The organism is Sabulibacter ruber (assembly GCF_017355955.1).
Lineage (GTDB): Bacteria > Bacteroidota > Bacteroidia > Cytophagales > Hymenobacteraceae > Nibribacter > Nibribacter ruber_A.
In genome coordinates this window covers 2677277-2697352 of record NZ_JAFFID010000001.1, presented here as the reverse complement: position 1 = coordinate 2697352, position 20076 = coordinate 2677277, and the positions used below count along the sequence as shown (strand labels likewise).

At 51.9% G+C, this 20076-nt stretch carries 12 protein-coding genes; all 12 read left to right on the top strand.

The window, feature by feature from the left end:
• The first annotated feature begins 24 nt into the window (after positions 1-24).
• The gene (locus JT719_RS11020; protein ID WP_207433102.1) at positions 25-1581 is read left to right on the top strand and encodes a RagB/SusD family nutrient uptake outer membrane protein; all 1557 of its coding nucleotides are present in this window, start codon (positions 25-27) and stop codon (positions 1579-1581) included.
• A 100-nt stretch (positions 1582-1681) separates the two neighbouring features.
• The gene (locus tag JT719_RS11015) at positions 1682-3166 is read left to right on the top strand and encodes an arabinan endo-1,5-alpha-L-arabinosidase (protein WP_207433101.1); all 1485 of its coding nucleotides are present in this window, start codon (positions 1682-1684) and stop codon (positions 3164-3166) included.
• 171 nt (positions 3167-3337) lie between these two features.
• Positions 3338-5704: a glycoside hydrolase family 127 protein gene (locus JT719_RS11010; RefSeq protein WP_207433100.1), complete on the top strand. Its 2367-nt coding sequence runs from the start codon at positions 3338-3340 to the stop codon at positions 5702-5704.
• An 83-nt stretch (positions 5705-5787) separates the two neighbouring features.
• Positions 5788-7806 (top strand): alpha-L-arabinofuranosidase C-terminal domain-containing protein, encoded by a 2019-nt coding sequence (locus tag JT719_RS11005; protein WP_242693137.1) that lies wholly within the window; start codon positions 5788-5790, stop codon positions 7804-7806.
• A 211-nt stretch (positions 7807-8017) separates the two neighbouring features.
• On the top strand, positions 8018-10021 hold the full coding sequence (locus JT719_RS11000; protein ID WP_207433099.1) for a glycoside hydrolase family 97 protein: 2004 nt from the start codon (positions 8018-8020) through the stop codon (positions 10019-10021).
• 143 nt (positions 10022-10164) lie between these two features.
• The gene (locus tag JT719_RS10995; protein ID WP_242693136.1) at positions 10165-11244 is read left to right on the top strand and encodes an arabinan endo-1,5-alpha-L-arabinosidase; all 1080 of its coding nucleotides are present in this window, start codon (positions 10165-10167) and stop codon (positions 11242-11244) included.
• Between the two features lie 67 nt (positions 11245-11311).
• A complete protein-coding gene (locus JT719_RS10990) occupies positions 11312-12496 on the top strand; it encodes an aldose epimerase family protein (protein ID WP_207433098.1) in 1185 nt (394 codons plus the stop codon).
• 430 nt (positions 12497-12926) lie between these two features.
• The gene (locus JT719_RS10985) at positions 12927-13634 is read left to right on the top strand and encodes an NUDIX hydrolase (protein ID WP_207433096.1); all 708 of its coding nucleotides are present in this window, start codon (positions 12927-12929) and stop codon (positions 13632-13634) included.
• Positions 13635-13970: 336 nt separating this feature from the next.
• Positions 13971-15764, top strand: coding sequence for a ribulokinase (locus tag JT719_RS10980; protein WP_207433094.1), 1794 nt, complete (start codon positions 13971-13973; stop codon positions 15762-15764).
• 3 nt (positions 15765-15767) lie between these two features.
• Positions 15768-16466 carry an L-ribulose-5-phosphate 4-epimerase gene (locus JT719_RS10975; protein ID WP_207433092.1) on the top strand — a complete coding sequence of 233 codons (699 nt, stop codon included), beginning with the start codon at positions 15768-15770 and terminating at the stop codon, positions 16464-16466.
• A gap of 79 nt (positions 16467-16545) precedes the next feature.
• A complete protein-coding gene (gene araA / locus JT719_RS10970; protein ID WP_207433091.1) occupies positions 16546-18045 on the top strand; it encodes an L-arabinose isomerase in 1500 nt (499 codons plus the stop codon).
• Positions 18046-18162: 117 nt separating this feature from the next.
• Positions 18163-19860: a sodium:solute symporter family transporter gene (locus tag JT719_RS10965; RefSeq protein ID WP_207433089.1), complete on the top strand. Its 1698-nt coding sequence runs from the start codon at positions 18163-18165 to the stop codon at positions 19858-19860.
• Positions 19861-20076: the final 216 nt, after the last annotated feature.

Here is a 20076-nt window from a genome sequence, read left to right as displayed (position 1 = left end):
TGTTAAACGCAAAAGAGGTTTAAAATGAAAAAGATAAAATACTATGTTATCGCATTGATGCTCCTGTCTAGCTGCGATGATGAATTAGAAATCACCAACCCTAACCAGCAAACTGCAGATGCATACTGGGCCACAGAAGCCCAGGCCTTTGCCGGAGTAAACGCTGTATATAACGCCTTAATCACAGACGGTACCTACCAGAGAACATTTCCCAGCTTCAATGACAGCCGCGGAGATGACATGTACGGCGACAGCCCGGCCGTTTACCTGGAGCTAGGCGGTCAGTTCACACTTCCTACTAATGCCGCAGAAACGCAATGGATCTGGAGAGACCATTACATGCTCATCTTCCGGGCAAACCAAGTGATTGCCAACGTAGGTAAAATGGATGCCAGCGTTATCAACGAAGAGGCTAAAAGAAGGATCTTAGGACAAGCGTACTTCCTGCGCGGATTGGCCTACTATAACCTAGCCACCACCTATAAAGCGGTTCCGGTGATCACCGAGCCTCCTTTTGACAAAACAGAATACTACCCTGCAACTGCTACCGAGGAGGAACTCTGGAACCAGGTTTTCTCTGACCTGAGAAACGGAGAAGAGATGCTGCCTGTCAACTTTGATGCCGTAGTTGGCCCAGACAGAGGCCAGAAAGGACGGGCCACCAAAGGAGCCGCCGCCGGATTGCTGGGTAAGGCATACCTGTACCGGAAAATGTATACCGAAGCCGAGGCTCAGTTTGCCAAGTTCTTCTCTGGTCCTTTACAGGGAGTATACTCATTGGTGCCTAATTACCGAGACAATTTCACCACCACCAACGAGAACAACGCCGAGTCTTTGTTTGAAGTGCAGTTCAGCGCTACCGGCGGCTCGGTAGGAAACTGGACCGGGGAGCCAAGCGCCAACTGGAGACAATTCATTGCCTTGCCGGTAGCCTACGGTATGCAGGGAAAGGCCTGGTCAGACTATCAGCCTACCCAGTGGATCTATAATGAATACAGACAGGAAAGAACGGTTGATAATCAGGTTGACCCAAGATTACCGGCCACCATTCTTTATTACAATGAGGCAGAAGGAAACACAACTGCTTACGGAGCACCCTGGCCAGATAACATCCGCAACCAGATCTATCCTAGAAAATACACCATGGAAGGCCAGGGTGTGCCTTTTGAAACGCCGGAAACGGGCGGTATGAACTACCGGGTGCTGCGCTACGCCGACATCCTGTTGATGTATGCCGAGGTTCTCAACGAACTGGGCCGTACGGCAGAGGCTTACCCTTACATTCAGCAAGTAAGATCAAGAGCTAAATTGCCTGACTTGGCCACGGTAAGACCTAACATGACCATAGAGCAGATGCGGGATCAGATTGCCCACGAACGCGCCCTGGAGTTTGCCATTGAAGGCCAGAGAATCCATGACATCATCCGGTGGGGTTGGTTGTACGATCCGGCTAAACTGGCCATGTTGAAAGAGCACGATGATGATTTCAACACCTGGACACCTGGCAATGAATACCTGCCAATTCCACAGTCAGAGTTGGACAACAACGCAAACCTGCTTCCAAATCCGGCTAACAAATAAGTAGAACATTAACTCCGCCGCTGCCTTGTGTTTATCTTGAGGCAAACTCAAGGTAGCGGCGGGTTAAGGCTTAGTTGAACTATCTTAATCAAGGGGCATTATGATGAACATCTTCAAAAAAATATTCACCTATACGCTGCTATCAGCTACCATTTTCACGTCAGCCTGTCAAGACGACGAGGAAGCTCTGACCGAAGTAGACCCGGAGATTTTTGCTCCCAAACCGTTTACGCTAGATGGGCTTAATGATACGTACGCGCCAATCGCTTCCAACGCCTTCTTCATGCAGTGGGGGCCCTACAATCTCCACGACCCTTCCATTGTAAAACACGGAGAATGGTTCTACGCTTACAGCACAGACGTTGCGTACGGCTCGGCTCCCAGAGTGGGTATTATGGTGCGTAGGTCTAAGGATTTGGTAGACTGGCAATATGTAGGCTGGGCTGTGAATGCCTTACCCGCTCTGGGAGTACAGCATATCACTTCTAACGGCGCCACGCCGGTGCAAGGCTTGTGGGCTCCGTTTATCATGAAGGTAGGAAACGAGTTCAGGTTGTACTACTCTCTGGCTGCTACAGAGGGACGGGTAAGCGCCATCGGGTTGCTTACGTCCAGCTCTCCTGAAGGTCCCTGGACCGAGAAAGGCCTGGTAGTGACTTCTGTGAACGAGGGGCCGGGTACTAACGCCATTGACCCGTCTGTGGTAGTGACTCCTGGCGGACAGCACTGGATGGTGTACGGCTCCTCCTGGGATGGCCTTTTTGAGTTACAGCTAAACCCTGCCACAGGTTTGCCTTTAGCCTCCGGCGACAAAGGAGTGCGCATTGCCAGAAGAGGAAGAACGGGCAACATGCCAAACGGAAACCTGGAAGGACCAGAGATTATCTACAATCCGCAGACCAACATGTACTACCTGTTTGTAGCGTATGACTGGCTTTCTACCAAATACAACGTGCGGGTGTTCCGCTCCACCAGCCCCAACGGACCTTTCCTGGACTGGAACGGCGTAAACGTGGATAACCTGGAAGACAACGGCCCAATGATCTTATCGCCTTACAAATTCATGAACCATGGCGGTTGGCAGGGAGTGTCGCACCCGGCGGTATTTCAGGACAACGGACAGTACTACATGGCTCACCAGGGAAGACCCGGCGTGAACCCAGGTTTTATGGTGATGCACGTGCGCAAAATCATCTGGACTCCGGAAGGTTGGCCCATGGTTTCGCCGGAGCGATACGCCAACGTAGAGCAGACCCCGGTAACCACCGCTGAACTGGCCGGGGAGTACGAGCAGATTGTGCTTACCCAAACCGTGGTGCCTGGTTATGCAAACGAGCAAACCGATCCTAACTTCTCAACAGCCTTCAACACCACGCTGGCAGCCAACGGAACCATCAACAATGACCCTAATAACACCTGGGTGTACAATGCGCCGTGGCTTGAGCTAAGATGGGGAGGAGGAGCGTTCATTGATAAACTGCACGTGTCCAGAGAAAGAGATTGGGAGAATAAAAAAGCTTCTACCATTGTCATGACTGGTTTAAACGGCGGCGGATTAGCCATCTGGCTGAAAAAGAAACAATAGGTGAGTTAGTTTGGACAAGCAGGTGTACGGAGAGGAAACCCTTCTTCAGTGCACCTGCACCTTTTCTTTCTTCCCTGTTTTAAGGCAGTTTTCTGGAAAGCAGGCACAAAACAATTGATCTTGCTGTAAAGAGACACCCCCAACTTTTTATCTCTATTTTCAAGAGTTCCTATGATACACAAAGCTTTACGGTTCTTAGCGGTTGCGCTGCTTCCTGTGCTGGGATATGCCCAGACAAGCAAGCTGCAAACCTTTCCTTTGTCTTCTGTGCGCCTTTTGGAGAGCCCTTTCCGGCAGGCGCAGCAAACAGACCTGTCTTACATTCTAGCCCTGGACGTGGACCGTTTATTGGCTCCTTTTCAGAAAGAAGCCGGAATTCGGCCCAAGGCAGAAAACTACGGCAACTGGGAGAATACTGGGTTAGACGGCCACATTGGCGGACATTACCTCTCGGCCATGGCCCTGATGTATGCCTCCACCCAGAATCCTGAACTTTTGCGCCGCATCAATTACATGGTAGACCAACTGGAAGCCTGTCAGCAGAAAAGCGGCAACGGCTACCTGGGAGGAACGCCCGGCGGAAAACAGATGTGGCAGGACATCAAAGCCGGAAAGATAGACGCCGGCAGCTTCTCCCTGAACAAGAAATGGGTGCCCTGGTACAACATCCATAAAACCTATGCTGGCTTGCGCGATGCCTACTGGTTTGCCGGGAACGAGAAAGCGAAAGACATGCTCATCAAGCTCTCAGATTGGTGCCTGGACCTGACCGCGAACCTCACCGATGCCCAAATCCAGGACATGCTTCGCAGCGAGCACGGTGGCATGAACGAGGTGTTTGCCGATGTAGCTGAGATCACGGGTGACCAGAAATACCTGAACCTGGCCCGTCGGTTTTCCCAGACATCGGTGTTGAATCCCTTGCTGCAGGGGAAAGACCAGCTCAATGGCATGCACGCCAACACCCAAATCCCGAAGGTGATTGGCTACCAGCGGGTGGCCGAAGTATCCGGGGATAACACCTGGACCAAGGCGGCTGATTTTTTCTGGAACACCGTGGTGAACAACCGGACGGTCTCTATTGGCGGCAACAGTGTGCGCGAGCACTTCCACCCGTCACAGGACTTCACGTCCATGCTTGAAAGCAATGAAGGCCCCGAGACCTGTAACACCTACAACATGCTAAAGCTCACAAAGCAGTTGTATCTGAACAAGGCCTCGGCAGATTACCTCAATTACTATGAGCGGGCGTTGTACAACCACATCCTCTCCTCGCAGCACCCCACCAGGGGCGGATTTGTGTATTTTACGTCTATGCGCCCCCGCCATTACCGGGTGTACTCCAGCCCGCAGGAAAGCTTCTGGTGCTGCGTGGGCTCAGGCCTGGAGAACCATGGCAAATACGGGGAACTCATTTACGCCCATGCAGACCAAGGTCTTTACCTGAACCTGTTCATTCCTTCTGAACTGGAGTGGAAAGAGAAAGGTCTCACCTTAACTCAAACCACGGCTTTCCCTTTTGAGGAAAAATCAGAAATAAAGCTGAAATTGAAGAAAGCCCAGAAGTTCACCTTCTACATCAGGCAACCAGAATGGGTGCGGGAAAACCAGTTCAAAGTACTGGTGAACGGCAAAGAAACCAAGGTGGCTTCTTCTGCCAACGGGTACGCCGGCATTGAGCGCAAATGGAAGTCTGGTGATGTAGTAACCGTGGTGCTGCCCATGCAAACCAAAGCAGAGTACCTGCCAGACAAATCACCCTGGGTGTCCTTTGTGCATGGCCCGATGGTTCTGGCAGCGGTAACCGGCAAATCAGACATGCCCAATCTGCTGGCAGATGATAGCCGCATGGGGCATATAGCCAATGGGCCGTTGTATCCACTGGAAGAAGCTCCTTTGCTGGTTTCCTCCGGCAAAGATCTGACAACTCATGTCATGCCGCTGCCTGGCAAACCATTTACCTTTACTTTGACCGGGTTGGTGGGGCAGAACCCAGAGCAGGCCCTGGAACTGGTGCCTTTCTACCAGATCCATGATGCCCGCTACATGGTCTACTGGCCGGTGACCACCCCAGAAGGGCTGGAGGCCAGAAAAGCAGCCATCAAAGAAAAGGAAAGAGAAAAACTGGCCTTGGCCCAGAGAACAGTAGACCTGGTATTGCCCGGTGAACAGCAGCCCGAGTCTGATCATGGCTTCCAGGGAGAGCGCACCGAGACCGGCGTGTTCAAAGACCGGCACTGGCGCCATGCCCGGGGCTGGTTCAGTTATAACCTGAAAAACAAAGGCCAGGGTGCCCGCAAGCTGCGCGTCACTTACTACGGCCTTGACCGTGACCGCAACTTTCAGATTCTGGTGAATGACAAGTTGTTGACAACGGTAGCCGCAGACGGCTCCGGGGGCGACAAGTTTGTGGACGTGGAATATGATATTCCCGCAGAAATAGTGAATAAAGCTTTTGATAATACCCTTAAAATAAAGTTTATGGCGAAAGAAGGCTCTTCCACGGCCGGCATCTACGAGGTGCGGTTGCTGAAGTAACCTTGTTTCCCATTGAGAATACAGGCTGGCGGGTGAACAGTCCTGAACCGAAAAAATAGATAGTACCTTTTTATTTGAACACCATGACGCACAAAACCTTTTCCTTTGCTGCCCTAGCTACCGGCTGTATGCTGGCGCTTAATGTGTCGGCGCAGACTCCTTCCACTAAGACCTTCCAGGTGAAAGCAGATCAGGTGTACGGCGAGATAGCCCCCACCATGTACGGCATTTTCTTTGAAGACATCAACCTGGGTGCCGATGGTGGTATCTACGCCGAGTTGGTTAAGAACCGTTCCTTTGAATTTGATACGCCCATGATGGGCTGGCAGGAGAAAAAGCAGCCGAATACGGAAGGCAGCCTGCTGGTACATAACCGCGGCGGAGTAAACCCTACCAACCCAAGGTTCCTGCGCCTTACTTCCAAGGCTGGCCAGGGCTATGGTCTGGTGAACGAGGGTTTCCGGGGCATGGGCCTCAAGAAAGGCGAGCAGTACAACTTCTCTGTTTGGGCAAGGCAGCAGCCTGGCAGCACCATGCCCATTACCGTTGAACTGCTGAACTCAAAAGGCGAGAAAATTGGGTCTGCCACCGTAACGCCCGCCGGCCAGGAATGGAAGAAATACACCGCCAGTTTAACGGCTACCGCTACAGATCCCAAAGGCCGTTTGCAGGTGTTGGCCCAAGGCCCGGGAGCGGTGGACCTGGACATGATTTCCCTGTTCCCGAAGAATACTTGGAAGCAGCGCCCTAACGGCCTCCGCGCCGACATGGTGCAGTTGTTAGCCGATATGAAACCAGGTTTCCTGCGTTTCCCCGGAGGCTGTATTGTGGAAGGACGTACTCTGGATGAGCGTTTCCAGTGGAAAAAAACCATTGGCGATGTGGAGAACCGTGCCACCCTGGTGAACCGCTGGAACACTGAGTTCAAGCACCGGCACACGCCAGATTATTTCCAGACCTTTGGGTTAGGTTTCTTTGAGTACTTCCAATTGTCTGAGGACATTGGGGCAGAACCGCTTCCCATCCTGAACTGCGGAATGGCTTGCCAGTTCAACACCGGCGAGGTAGTGCCGCTGGACCAGTTAGATCCTTACATCCAGGATGCCCTGGACCTGATTGAGTTTGCCAACGGGCCGGTTACTTCTGAGTGGGGCAAAATCCGCGCGCAGATGGGCCACCCGGCTCCGTTCAACCTGAAATACCTGGGGGTGGGCAATGAGCAGTGGGGCGAGCAGTACATTGATCGGTATAAACTGTTTGTGAAGGCCCTGAAAGCCAAATACCCGGAGGTGAAGCTGATTACTACCACCGGGCCTTTCCCAGATGGTCCTGAGTTTGAGTACCTGGACAAAACCCTGCGCGGCCTCAACGCCGAAATCATTGACGAGCACTATTACCGCGCGCCGGAGTGGTTTCAGCAAAATGCTACCCGCTATGATAAATATGACCGCAAAGGACCTAAAATCTTTGCCGGAGAGTATGCTTCCCAAACCGTAGCCATCGCCAGCCCGGATAACAAAAACAACTGGCGCGGAGCATTGTCAGAAGCCGCTTTTATGACCGGCCTGGAGCGCAACGCCGATGTGGTGGTAATGGCCTCTTACGCGCCGTTGTTCGCGCATGAAGAAGGCTGGCAGTGGACCCCAGACATGATCTGGGTGAACAACCTGCAAGCCTTCGGGACACCTAATTACTACGTGCAGAAACTGTTCTCTACCAACGTGGGTACGCACCTGGTGCCTATCCAGCGCAACAACGCCAACGTAACCGGCCAGGACAGTCTGTTTGCCTCGGCCAGTATGGATAGAAAAACAAACGAAGTGATCCTGAAAGTGGTGAACACCTCTGGTAAGGCGCAGGAAGGCGAGTTCCTGATTGACGGAGTGAAAAGCACCCAAAGCAAAGGAACCCTGCAGAAACTGAGAAGCAGCAACCTGGAGCAGATGAACACCTTCGCCAACCCAACGGCCATCAGTCCGGTGCAACAGCAGGTGCAGGTGAAAAACAAACGCGTGAAACTGGCGCTGGAGCCTTACTCAGTGAACGTGATCAGGGTGAAAGTTTCTCCAAACGCGGGCCAATACTCACAGAATACCAAGTAAAGAGAAGGGAGCGGTTTAAGGCTTGTGGTTTCGTTTTCGGGCTGTTTTGGGGGATTCAGCCTGGAAACACCCGCTCCTGCGCTCCCTTTCTCTCTTTACTTATGAATACCCGGCGGGCTGTTTTAAGGCTGATTTCTGAAGACCAAGCCGAAAACGGTGCCCCTTGTGTCTGTTGATTTCTATTTCTAAGCGGTTAAACTGCACCCATAGGATGACAATCTTTGTGAATAGATTTACTGGTCTCCTGCTGCTGGGGCTGTTCCTGCTCAGTGCCTGCACTCAAAAAGGGACCACTGGTTTCAGCGCTGCGCTGGAGAAGGAGTATCTGGTGGAGAGCCCGGATAAAAGCATTGCCGTTCGGTTCAGCCTTACGCCAGACCAACAGGCTACCTACTCGGTTTCCCGCGGCGGAGCTCCGGTGTTGCAGGACTCCAGATTGGGCGTGCTCATGGAAGACACCGATTTCACCAAAGGCCTGGCGCTGGAGTCTGTGTCTGACGTGGAAAAGGTGCAGGACACCTATGAAATCCTCACGGCTAAACGCAGGCGAAATTCCTACAAAGCCAACAAACGCACTTTCCGCCTCAAGAATGCCAGCGGCCAAAAGATGGAGGTCATTTTTCAGGTCTCTGATGACGGCGTGGCCTTTAGGTACTATTTCCCCGGCCAGACCTCGGGGGAAAAGAAAATCAGCCAGGAGATCACCAGTTTCAGGTTTCCGGAGAGCGCCAAAGGGTGGCTGCAGCCTATGTCAGAGGCCAAGACCGGCTGGAGCCAGACCAACCCGTCTTATGAGGAATATTATCTGAAGGGCATCCCGGTGGGCACGCCTTCGCCGCTCAAGGCAGGGTGGGTGTTTCCGGCGCTTTTCCAGAGCGGAGAGAACTGGGCTTTGATCACGGAGTCTGCCCCGGAAGGCGATTATTGTGCCTCCAGGTTGGCGCAGAACGCACCGGGCGGCGAGTACCTCATCGCGTTTCCGCAGGAGCCAGAGAAACACCCCGGCGGTATCTTGAACCCCCAATCTTCTTTGCCCTGGTACACGCCGTGGCGCATCATTGCCGTAGGCTCCCTGAAAACCATTGCGGAGTCTACCCTGGGAACGGACCTGGCGAAACCGGCCATCAAACTAGACCCCTCGTTCATCAAACCCGGAAAAGCAGCCTGGAGCTGGGGACTTCTGAAAGATGACTCCACCGTGTACGATGTGCAGAAACGCTTCATTGACTACGCCAGCCGCATGAAATGGAGTTACTGCCTCATTGACGCCGATTGGGACCGGAAAATTGGTTACGCCAAAATGAAAGAACTAGCCGATTACGCCAAAACCAAAAACGTAGGCCTGCTGCTGTGGTACAACTCCGCCGGAGACTGGAACACTACGCCCTATACGCCCAAAGACAGAATGCTGACCCACGAAAGCCGCATGCAGGAATTCAAACGGCTGCGCGAGATGGGCATCAAAGGCGTGAAGGTGGATTTCTTTGGCGGCGATGGGCAAAGTGTGATGCAGTACTACACTGATATTCTGAAGGACGCCGCCGAAAACCAGATACTGGTCAATTTCCACGGCTGTACGTTGCCCCGCGGCTGGCAGCGCACCTATCCTAACCTCATGACCATGGAGTCTATCAAAGGCTTTGAGTTTATCACCTTTGAGCAGCAGAACGCCAATGAGGAACCGGCCCACGCCACGGTGATTCCGTTTACCCGCAACGCCTTTGACCCCATGGATTTCACGCCCGTGAACTTGGACAAAATCCCTAACATAGACCGCAAAACCACCAAAGGCTTTGAACTGGCCCTGTCGGTGTTGTTCATTTCAGGCATTCAGCACTACGTGGAGACTCCCTCGGGCATGGCCAAAATGCCCGCCTACGTGCGGGAATACATGCGCCAGGTGCCCACCGTGTGGGAAGACTCTAAGTTTGTTGAAGGTTACCCCGGGAAAGAGGTAGTGATGGCCCGGCAGGCGAACGGCAGATGGTACGTGGCCGGCATCAACGGCGAGAATACCGCCAAACAACTGCAACTGGATTTGTCTTTCCTGCCCCGGAAAAAAGGTGACCTGATCACAGACGGGCAAGATGCATCGGGTTTTCAGCAGCAGAGTGCAGAGGTGCCAGCCAGTGGCAAATACACCGTGAACCTGAAACCCAATGGCGGCTTCGTGCTGGTGTTCCCGGGCCTGGAGACGGCAAGCCCAGGGAAATAGTCTTGCTTGCGATGCTAGGAGTAGTGCCAGGATTGCTTAACTCAGGTGTGGGTATCAGCCATGGGTGTAGAAGTTGATGAAAAGTAATAGATATGATTTAGGCCAGTTTTCCCCAAAAGAGGCTGTAAACAAACAGAGAAAGTATGAAAAAGATCATCAGACAAGTTTGCGTATCGCTGCTTTTTGTGGCAGGAATGGGATGCGCGCAGGCAAGGCAGGTGGCCACAGCACCGGCGGCATCCACGCCCGCGGCAGATACGAAACCCATCAGTGACATTACGGTGCATGACCCCGTGATGGCCAAACAAGGCAAAACGTATTACCTGTTCTGTACCGGTCCGGGTATCTCGGTGCTGTCCTCTACAGATATGCAGAACTGGAAACGGGAGAAACCGGTGTTTGCCACCGCGCCTGAATGGGCTACCAAAGCGGTAGCCGGCTTTAAAGACAACCACATCTGGGCTCCGGACATCAGTTTTTACAACGGGAAATATTACCTGTATTACTCCATCTCGGCGTTCGGGAAAAACACCTCGGCCATTGGCCTGGCCACTAACGTTACCCTGGACCCCTCTGACAAGGATTTCAAGTGGGTAGACCACGGCAAGGTCATAGAATCTATTCCGGGGCAAACGAACTGGAATGCCATTGACCCTAACCTGGTCACCGATGAGAAAGGTACTCCCTGGCTCTCGTTTGGCTCTTTCTGGGGCGGGCTGCAGCTGGTGAAAATGAACAAAGACCGTATGTCGGTGGCTGAGGAACCCAGCAAATTCGCTACCATCGCCAGCCGCAAAAAAGGGCTCACAATACAGACAAATCCGGCCCCTATACCAGGCAATCCGCCAGAAGCCGGTGGAAATGCGATAGAGGCCCCTTTTATTTTCAAGAAAAACGGTTATTATTACCTGTTCGCTTCCATTGACTATTGCTGCAAAGGAGCGAAAAGTGATTACAAGATGATTGTGGGAAGGTCTAAAAAGGTACAAGGACCTTATCTGGACAAGAACGGCGTAGCCATGGATGCGGGGGGCGGCACTATTTTGCTGGAGGGCAATGCGCAATGGAATGGGGTAGGGCACAACTCCGTGTACACGTTTGACAACACAGATTATCTTATTTTTCACGGCTACAGCGCTGCTGAGAACGGCCGGCCCAAACTGCGCATTGAGAAGTTGACCTGGGATAAAGAGCAGTGGCCGGTGGTTGCCTTGGCGCAGTAATCCGCGTTTTTTCACCGTTATTTAGCTCAGTTTTAGAAAAAAATCCCTAAAAACTCATAACTAACCCATGAAATACGTACTAAGACCAGTTTCCGCGTTGCTGTTAAGTGCCATGCTACTCGCCAGCGCCTGTAACCAGAACTCCGGAAACCAGGAATCTAAAGAAACCCAAACGCAAACTACTACTGCCAAAGAAGTGAAACTACCTGCCCGCGCTAACTTCCAGAAAACCATAGACGGTAAGCAAACCGATCTGTATGTGCTCAAAAACAAGAACAATGTACAAGTGGCCATTACCAATTACGGGGGCCGTTTGGTAAGCCTGTTGGTACCAGACAAAAACGGCAACCTCACCGATGTATCCATCGGGTTTGACAACGTGGAAGATTACACCGAAGGCGCCGATACCTTCTTCGGGGCTACTATTGGGCGTTATGGCAACCGCATCGCCAAAGGCAAGTTCAAGCTGGAAGGCAAGGAGTACACCCTGGCTACCAACAACGGCGCCAACCACCTGCACGGCGGTAACAAAGGGTTCTCCCGCGTGATTTGGGATGCCAAACAGGTAGACGATAAAACCCTGGAGCTGACCTACGTGTCTAAAGATATGGAGGAAGGATACCCCGGTACGTTGACCACCAAAGTCACCTACACCCTCACCGATGAAAACGAGCTGAAAATCAACTACCAGGCTTCTACTGATAAAACCACCCATGTGAACCTCACCAACCACACCTACTTCAACCTGAACGGCGAAGGCAGCGGTGACATATTGGGCCATACCCTGCAGATCAACGCAGACAGATACAATCCGGTAGACTCTACTTTAATTCCTACGGGCATTACACCGGTAGAGGGTACTCCTTTTGATTTCCGCCAGGCTACAGCCATTGGGTCCAGAATCAAAGACCAGAATGAGCAATTGAAGCACGGCAACGGCTATGACCACAACTATGTCCTGAACGGAAGCGCCGGCTCTGAAATGGAGAAAGTGGCCACCATAACCGGAGAGAAGAGCGGTATCACCATGGAAGTACACACCCAGGAGCCAGGCCTGCAGTTCTACAGCGGCAACTTCATGGATGCCAGCCACACGCTGAAGAACGGTACCAAAGATGAGTTCCGGTCGGCCTTCTGCCTGGAGACCCAGCACTTCCCAGACACGCCAAACCAGCCTGATTTCCCTAGCACCGTTCTGAAACCAGGACAGACCTATAACACCACCACCGTGTACAAATTCTCTGCGAAGTAATCCCTCGCATTGATAACACCTTCAGGCTCCCCGGAAATTATTGCTCAGGATAGTTTCCGGGGATTTTTGCAATTAAACCTTTCCCTGAAATCTTGCTCTAAGTACCAGAACTCACAAAGACGGGCGTTTTACGGCTGGTTTGGTTTAAACAGGCGCAAAACGGAAACACGCAGGACGTCCGCTTAAGGTGCGTTTTTGTGAAAAAGGTACTTACTCTTTAATTGCAAAGGTTCTGATCACCGTACAGGCGGTGCACTGCTCCTTATTTCCTTACTTGCGATGCGTTGGCGCAGAAAGCCCCGTGAAGAATAGCAAAATCAAATAGAGATAAATAGGCAGAATGAATTAGGTAAGTAACATGGAAAGCAATTTTATAGAAGATTTAGTATCTCTGCCTGCATTTGATACTGACGAAAAAAGTACAAGCGAAATGATGAAATATGCAGGGCAAACAAGGGTTCTTGTTGCCGTTGACTGTATCATCTTTGGGTTTGACGGCGAGAATTTCAAGCTGTTGTTGATCCAGAGAGGATTTGCCCCCGAGAAAAATAAGTGGAGCTTGATGGGCGGGTTCGTTCAGCCCCATGAGAGCCTGGAAGTAGGTGCCCAGCGGGTTCTAAAGCAACTGACCGGGCTGGAAGGAGTGTACCTGGAGCAGATTTCGGCTTTCAGTGAGCCTAACCGTGATCCTGTGGAGCGTACCATTGTGGTGCCGTATTTCGCCCTTATTGATATTCAGAAGTACCAGGCCCAGCTGAGCTCAGATTACCACGCAGAGTGGTTTCTGCTCAACGAGAAGCCCAAACTCATCTTTGACCACGAGCAGATGGTAGAGATGGCCAAAATGCGCCTGCGCTACAAAGCGGCGCTGCACCCCATCCTGTTTGAACTGTTGCCTGAGAAGTTCACCCTGCCGCAGCTACAGACCCTCTACGAGAAACTCTACGACACCACGTTTGACAAGCGTAACTTCAGCCGGAAGGTGCTTTCTACGGGGTTGCTGGTAAAGCAGGAAGAAAAAGACAAGGAGAATTCCCGCAAAGGAGCCTTCTACTTCAAACTGGATAAAGAGAAATACTATGACAACTTCCAGGCGTTTCTGAAGTTCATTCCCAACCCTGAGAAGTTCCTTATCTAACCATTGGTAGCCGGAGCGAAGAGAACTCTTTCAAGTTGCTTCCGGTGCTTTGGCAAGGCTCCCGTTTTAAAGGCAGTTTCTATAAAACAGCCCTAAAACGGGAGCCTTGCGCCTTTTATCAGTAAGTTTCAGGGAGTCTTTCGTATACCTTTTCCAGCAAATGAAAGAGGTTGGGAGTGGTTAAAGAAAAATTAAGTGTCATAATAACAATTTATAAATCTAAATTATTATAATTGTAAAATGATGCTTTGGTGAAGGAGATTTATTTATAAATCGGTAACCGCAGGGTCTCCTGCCAGACCAGAGCCAAATAACTTTACATCAATAACTTGGGATATGGGACAAGAGACATATGTAATTGGGGTGGACTACGGATCAGATTCGGTACGTTCTGTCTTGGTTGATGCGCGCAACGGCAAAGAAGTGGCGTCTTCCGTTTTCAACTACCCGCGCTGGAACCAGGGCCTGTTTTGTGAGCCGGCCGCCAACCAGTGGCGCCAGCACCCTTTAGATTATGTAGAGGGGTTGGAGAAAACCATCAAAGACTGCATTGAGCAGGCCGGAGGTGAGGCGGTGGCTAAGGCCGTGAGAGGCATTTCCGTGGATACTACCGGTTCTACTCCGGTGGCCGTTGACAAAAACGGTACTCCGCTGGCGTTGCTGCCCGGCTTTGAGAATAATCCCAATGCCATGTTTGTGCTGTGGAAAGATCATACCGCCGTAAACGAGGCGGCGGAGATCAACGCGCACGCCACCAGGTTTGATGTGAATTACCTGCAATACGTAGGCGGAATCTATTCCTCTGAGTGGTTCTGGGCCAAGCTCTTGCACGTGCTTAGACAAGATGAGCAAGTGCGGGAAGCTACTTACTCCTGGGTAGAACACTGTGACTGGATTCCGTTTCTGTTAACCGGCGGATCAGACATAACCGCTATGAAGCGCAGTGTTTGCGCAGCCGGTCATAAATCTTTATGGGCCGAAGACTTTGGTGGGTTGCCCCCAGAAGAATTCTTCGCCTCCCTGGATCCAGTGTTGAGCGGCTTTACTTCCCGCCTGTTCACCGAGACCTACCCCTCAGACCAGGCCGTGGGCACCATCAGCGCAGAGTGGGCCGAACTTTTAGGCCTACCATCCGATGTAGTGATTGGCGTAGGAGCCTTTGACTGCCACATGGGCGCCGTAGGTGGCCAGATAGAGCCGTACCACCTGAGCAAAGTAATGGGAACCTCTACCTGCGACATGCTGGTAGCCCCCATGGACGAGGTAAAAGATGTGCTGGTGAAAGGCATCTGCGGCCAGGTGCCAGGTTCTATCATCCCTGGTATGATGGGGATGGAAGCCGGGCAGTCGGCTTTCGGAGATACGTACGCCTGGTTCAAGCGCCTGCTCATGTGGCCTTTGCAGAACCTGCTGAAAGACTCCAAAGTGCTGGATGCCACTACCGCCGAAGCTCTGGTAGAGGAAGCCTCTTCCAGATTGATTCCAGAACTTAGCAAAGCCGCCGACCTTATTCCTCTATCAGAAAACAACGAATTTGCCATTGACTGGTTCAACGGCCGCCGTACGCCAGATGCGAATCAATTACTGAAAGGCGCTATTGCCGGCCTTGGTTTGGGTAGCGATGCGCCACGCGTGTTCCGGGCGCTGGTAGAGGCCACCTGCTTTGGCGCGAAGAAAATAGTAGACCGTTTTGAAGAGCAAGGCGTGCCGGTGAAAGGCTTAATTGGCTTAGGCGGCGTGGCCAAGAAATCACCGTTCATCATGCAGATGATGGCCGATGTCATGAACATGCCTATTCGGGTGCATAAGTCTGAGCAAACCTGCGCCGTAGGTGCAGCTATGTTTGCCGCCACGGCAGCCGGTCTCTACGAGAAAGTAGAAGATGCCATGGCCGCCATGGGACAAGGCTTTGACGCCGAGTATTTCCCTAACCAGGAGCGGGCAGAGATTTATGCCAAACGCTACGCCAAATATAATGAACTGGGCAGTTCCATTGAAGAGCATATCACCAGTGGCAGCCTGGCCGCTAAATCTGATTTGGTGGAAACCGGCACCAAAGCCCAACCCGGCCATACAGAAGAAGAGAACCAAAAAGAAGATGCCTTGGAAGAGGCTTCTACCACGCGCTAATTCATGAGTCAATACCAGCATATCAGACAAGAGGCTTACGAAGCCAACATGCAGTTGCCCAAACTGGGTTTAGTGCTTTTTACCTTCGGAAACGTGAGCGCCGCTGACCGTGATCTGGGAGTGTTCGCCATTAAACCCAGCGGCGTTCCTTACGAAGACCTATCGCCGGAAAAGATGGTGATTGTAGACTTTGACGGCAACACCGTAGAAGGAGCCTTGCGTCCGTCCTCAGACACGCTTACCCATGCGGTGCTGTATAAGCATTGGGAGAAAATCGGGGGTATTGTGCACACGCACTCTACCTACGCAACAGCCTGGGCCCAGGCCCAACGCGACATCCCCATCTACGGCACCACCCACGCAGACCATACCACCGCTGACATCCCCTGTGCCCCGCCCATGTCTGACGAGATGATCCAGGGCGATTATGAGTACCAGACCGGTTTCCAGATTATGGATTACCTGGAGATCAAAGGCATCAGCTATGAAGAGGTGGAAATGGTGTTGGTGGGCAACCACGCGCCGTTCACCTGGGGCAAAGACGCCAAAAAAGCCGTGTACAACAGTGCCGTGGTAGAGGAGATAGCCAGAATGGCGTTCCTCACGGAGCAGATCAGGCAAGACGTGCCTCGTCTGAAAGATTCCCTCATCCGGAAACACTACGAGCGTAAGCACGGACCACATTCCTACTACGGTCAATAACAGAACTATCAACCCTATACATAACCAGACGGTGCTTTTCAGTCCCTCACAGAAGAGAACCGCCTAAAAGAAGAATAAAATGATTGATTTAAAACAGTTTGAGGTTTGGTTTGTCACCGGAAGCCAACACCTGTACGGCGAAGAAACGCTGAACCAAGTAGCAGCGCATTCCCAGGAAATAGTGAAAGGTTTAGACGGAGCGACTCAGGTTCCGGTTCGGGTGGTTTTCAAGCCAACCGTTAAAACCACCGAGGAAATCTTCCGGATCTGCCAGGAGGCAAACGTAGCAGAAAACTGTATTGGAGTCATCACCTGGATGCACACGTTCTCCCCGGCCAAAATGTGGATAAGAGGGTTGAACGTGCTGCAAAAGCCTTTGCTGCACCTGCACACCCAATTCAACCGTGACATTCCGTGGAATTCCATTGACATGGACTTCATGAACCTGAACCAGAGCGCCCACGGCGACCGCGAGTTTGGGTTCATGGTATCTCGCATGCGCATCAACCGCAAAGTGGTAGTAGGCCATTGGCAAGACCCCGAGGTGCTGGAGCAGCTAGGCAGATGGTGCCGCGTGGCTGCCGGTTGGTTTGACTGGCAGGGCGCTAAGTTCGTGCGCTTTGGCGATAACATGCGCTACGTAGCCGTAACGGAGGGCGACAAAGTAGAGGCCGAGCTGAAATTCGGGTTTGCGGTGAACACCCACGGCATAGGCGACCTGGTGCAAGTGATCAATGAAGTAAGCAACGAGGCCATTGAAGCCCTGATGCAGGAGTACGAGACGCAGTACAACGTGGCGGATGCCCTGAAAGAAGGCGGTGCCCAGCGCGAGTCGCTGCGCGAGGCGGCCAAAATAGAGCTGGGCTTGCGCAAATTCCTAGAAGACGGCGGCTACAAAGGCTTCTCAGATACTTTTGAAGACCTGCACGGCATGATTCAATTGCCGGGCATTGCAGTGCAGCGCCTAATGGCCGATGGTTACGGGTTCGCCGGGGAAGGTGACTGGAAAACAGCAGCCCTGGTGCGCGCCATGAAAGTAATGGGCAGCGGTCTGGAAGGTGCTAACGCCTTCATGGAAGACTATACTTACCATTTTGACCCCAACAACTCGTTGGTGTTAGGTTCGCACATGCTAGAGGTAGACGCGGCCTTGGCCTCAGAGAAACCTTCCTGCGAGATTCACCCGCTGGGCATTGGCGGCAAGGCTGATCCGGTACGTCTGGTATTCAATGTATCTGGTGGAGCTGCCTTAAATGCTTCTATCATAGACATGGGCAACCGTTTCCGCTTGATCGTGAATGAGGTGGAAGGCGTAGAGCCACAGGCCGAGCTGCCTAACCTGCCAGTAGCCCGCGTGCTATGGAAACCGCTTCCAGATATGAAAACCGGTTGCGCCGCCTGGATTCTGGCCGGAGGTGCCCACCATACCTGCTATAGCCAGAACATTTCTTCTGAGATGCTGCAAGACTTCGCAGAAATTGCGGGTATTGAGTGCGTAGTAATTGACAGAGACACCAAACTGGCTCAGTTCAAGAATGAGTTACGCTGGAGCGAAGCCTATTATCAGGTAAATCGCTAATTTTCAAAAAATGACTTAAAAACAGGCCTTGGGTATATCGCAAGGCCTGTTTTCTATCAGGGCATCTCCCTTCATTAGAACGGTTTTCTGCCGTTCGTTTTCCCGTTTCATCTTCTTATGAGCAAATTTGCTACAATAGACTATGTCATTTTCATAGTCTACTTCATCATTGTGTCTGGTTATGGGTATTGGATCTACCGCAAAAAGCAAAGCGCCCAGACCGACAGTAAAGACTATTTCCTGGCCGAAGGCTCCCTGACCTGGTGGGCCATTGGGGCCTCTCTTATTGCCTCCAACATTTCCGCTGAGCAGTTCATTGGGATGTCTGGCAACGGGTTTGTGGTAGGGGTGGCCGTAGCGGCGTATGAGTGGATCGCCGCCGTGGCGCTCATCATTGTGGCGGTGTGGTTTATTCCGGTGTATCTGAAGAACAAGATCTTCACCATGCCGCAGTTCCTGGAGAGTAGGTATAACCAGACTACCAGTTTGGTGATGGCTGTTTTCTGGTTGTTTTTGTACGTGTTCGTAAACCTTACCTCTATCTTGTTCCTGGGAGCGTTGGCTATCAGTAACCTGGCAGGCGGGGAGAACTTCCACCTGATCATGGTGGCGCTGGCGGTGTTTGCCGTGGTTATCACGCTGGGCGGCATGAAAGTAATTGGTTTCACCGATGTGATTCAGGTAACGGTCCTGATTCTGGGAGGTTTGGCCACTACCTATACCGCCCTGGTGTTGGTGAGTGAGCATTTTGGCCTGGGCACTGATATGATTGCCGGCTTCAACAAACTGTTGCAAGACTCGCCAGACCACTTCCATATGGTATTTGATAAACCGGGCCCCGGTGCTACGCAGCAGGAAATAAACAAGTACCTGATGGTGCCGGGCATAGGCATGTATTTTGCCGGCATCTGGATTGTGAACCTGAACTACTGGGGCTGTAACCAGTACATCACCCAAAGAGCCTTGGGCGCAGATCTGCACACTGCCCGTACCGGTATTTTGTTTGCCGGTCTGCTGAAGCTCATGATGCCTATCATTGTAATGCTGCCGGGTATTGCGGCGTACGTACTTTACAAAAACGGCGCCTTACAGGAAGAAATGGCTCCCGGCGGGCACTTCAATGCAGATAACGCTTACTCCGCCATCCTGGGCTTCTTGCCAACCGGTATGAAAGGCTTATCTCTGGCAGCGTTGACGGCGGCCATTGTGGCTTCTCTGGCGGGGAAAGCCAACAGTATTTCCACCATCTTCACCCTTGACATCTACAAGAAGTATATCAACAAAGACGCGAGTGAGCAAAAGCTGGTATCGGTGGGTAAGCTGACCATTGTGGCTGCCATGTTGCTTTCCATCTTCCTGACCTGGGAAGATTTGCTGGGCATTGGCGGCGAAGGCGGATTTACCTTTATCCAGAAGTACACCGGTTTCATTAGTCCCGGGGTATTTGCCATGTTCTTGCTGGGAATGTTCTGGAAACGCACCACTGGTGCCGCTGCCATTGCCGGTTTGTTCACGGGTTTCCTGTTATCAGTGGTGTTCAACAATTATGCGCCGGCCTGGTTTGGGAATGAGACGTTCCTGTACACGGCTTATCCAAACGGGAAGGGTGGTTATGAGATCCCGTTCCTCATCTGTATGGGTTTGGCCTTCCTGTTCACCATGATTGTGATGATTGCGCTGAGTTTGTTAGGGCCTAGAATTAACCCGAAAGCGTTTGAACTGGATACTTCCATGTTCCGGGTGTCTAATTCAACCCTGATCCTGATCATCGTCACTATGTTGCTGGTGAGTGCGCTTTACGTCAGATTCTGGTAAAACAGCACAGAAATGCAAAAGAAAGCGGGTGAAGAATGCCCGCTTTTTTTGTGCCCTTTGCCTGGGGCAGACTGCGAGGCAACTTAGCCGGCAGTAGAAATCTACTCAGAAAATTGCCTCCCGTTTTAACGTGCTTTCCTGCAGTAAATCATAGATTATGGAACCGTTTCCGTAAGTTTAACTGTACGTTTCCAAAGGGGCATTAACGCCATTCAA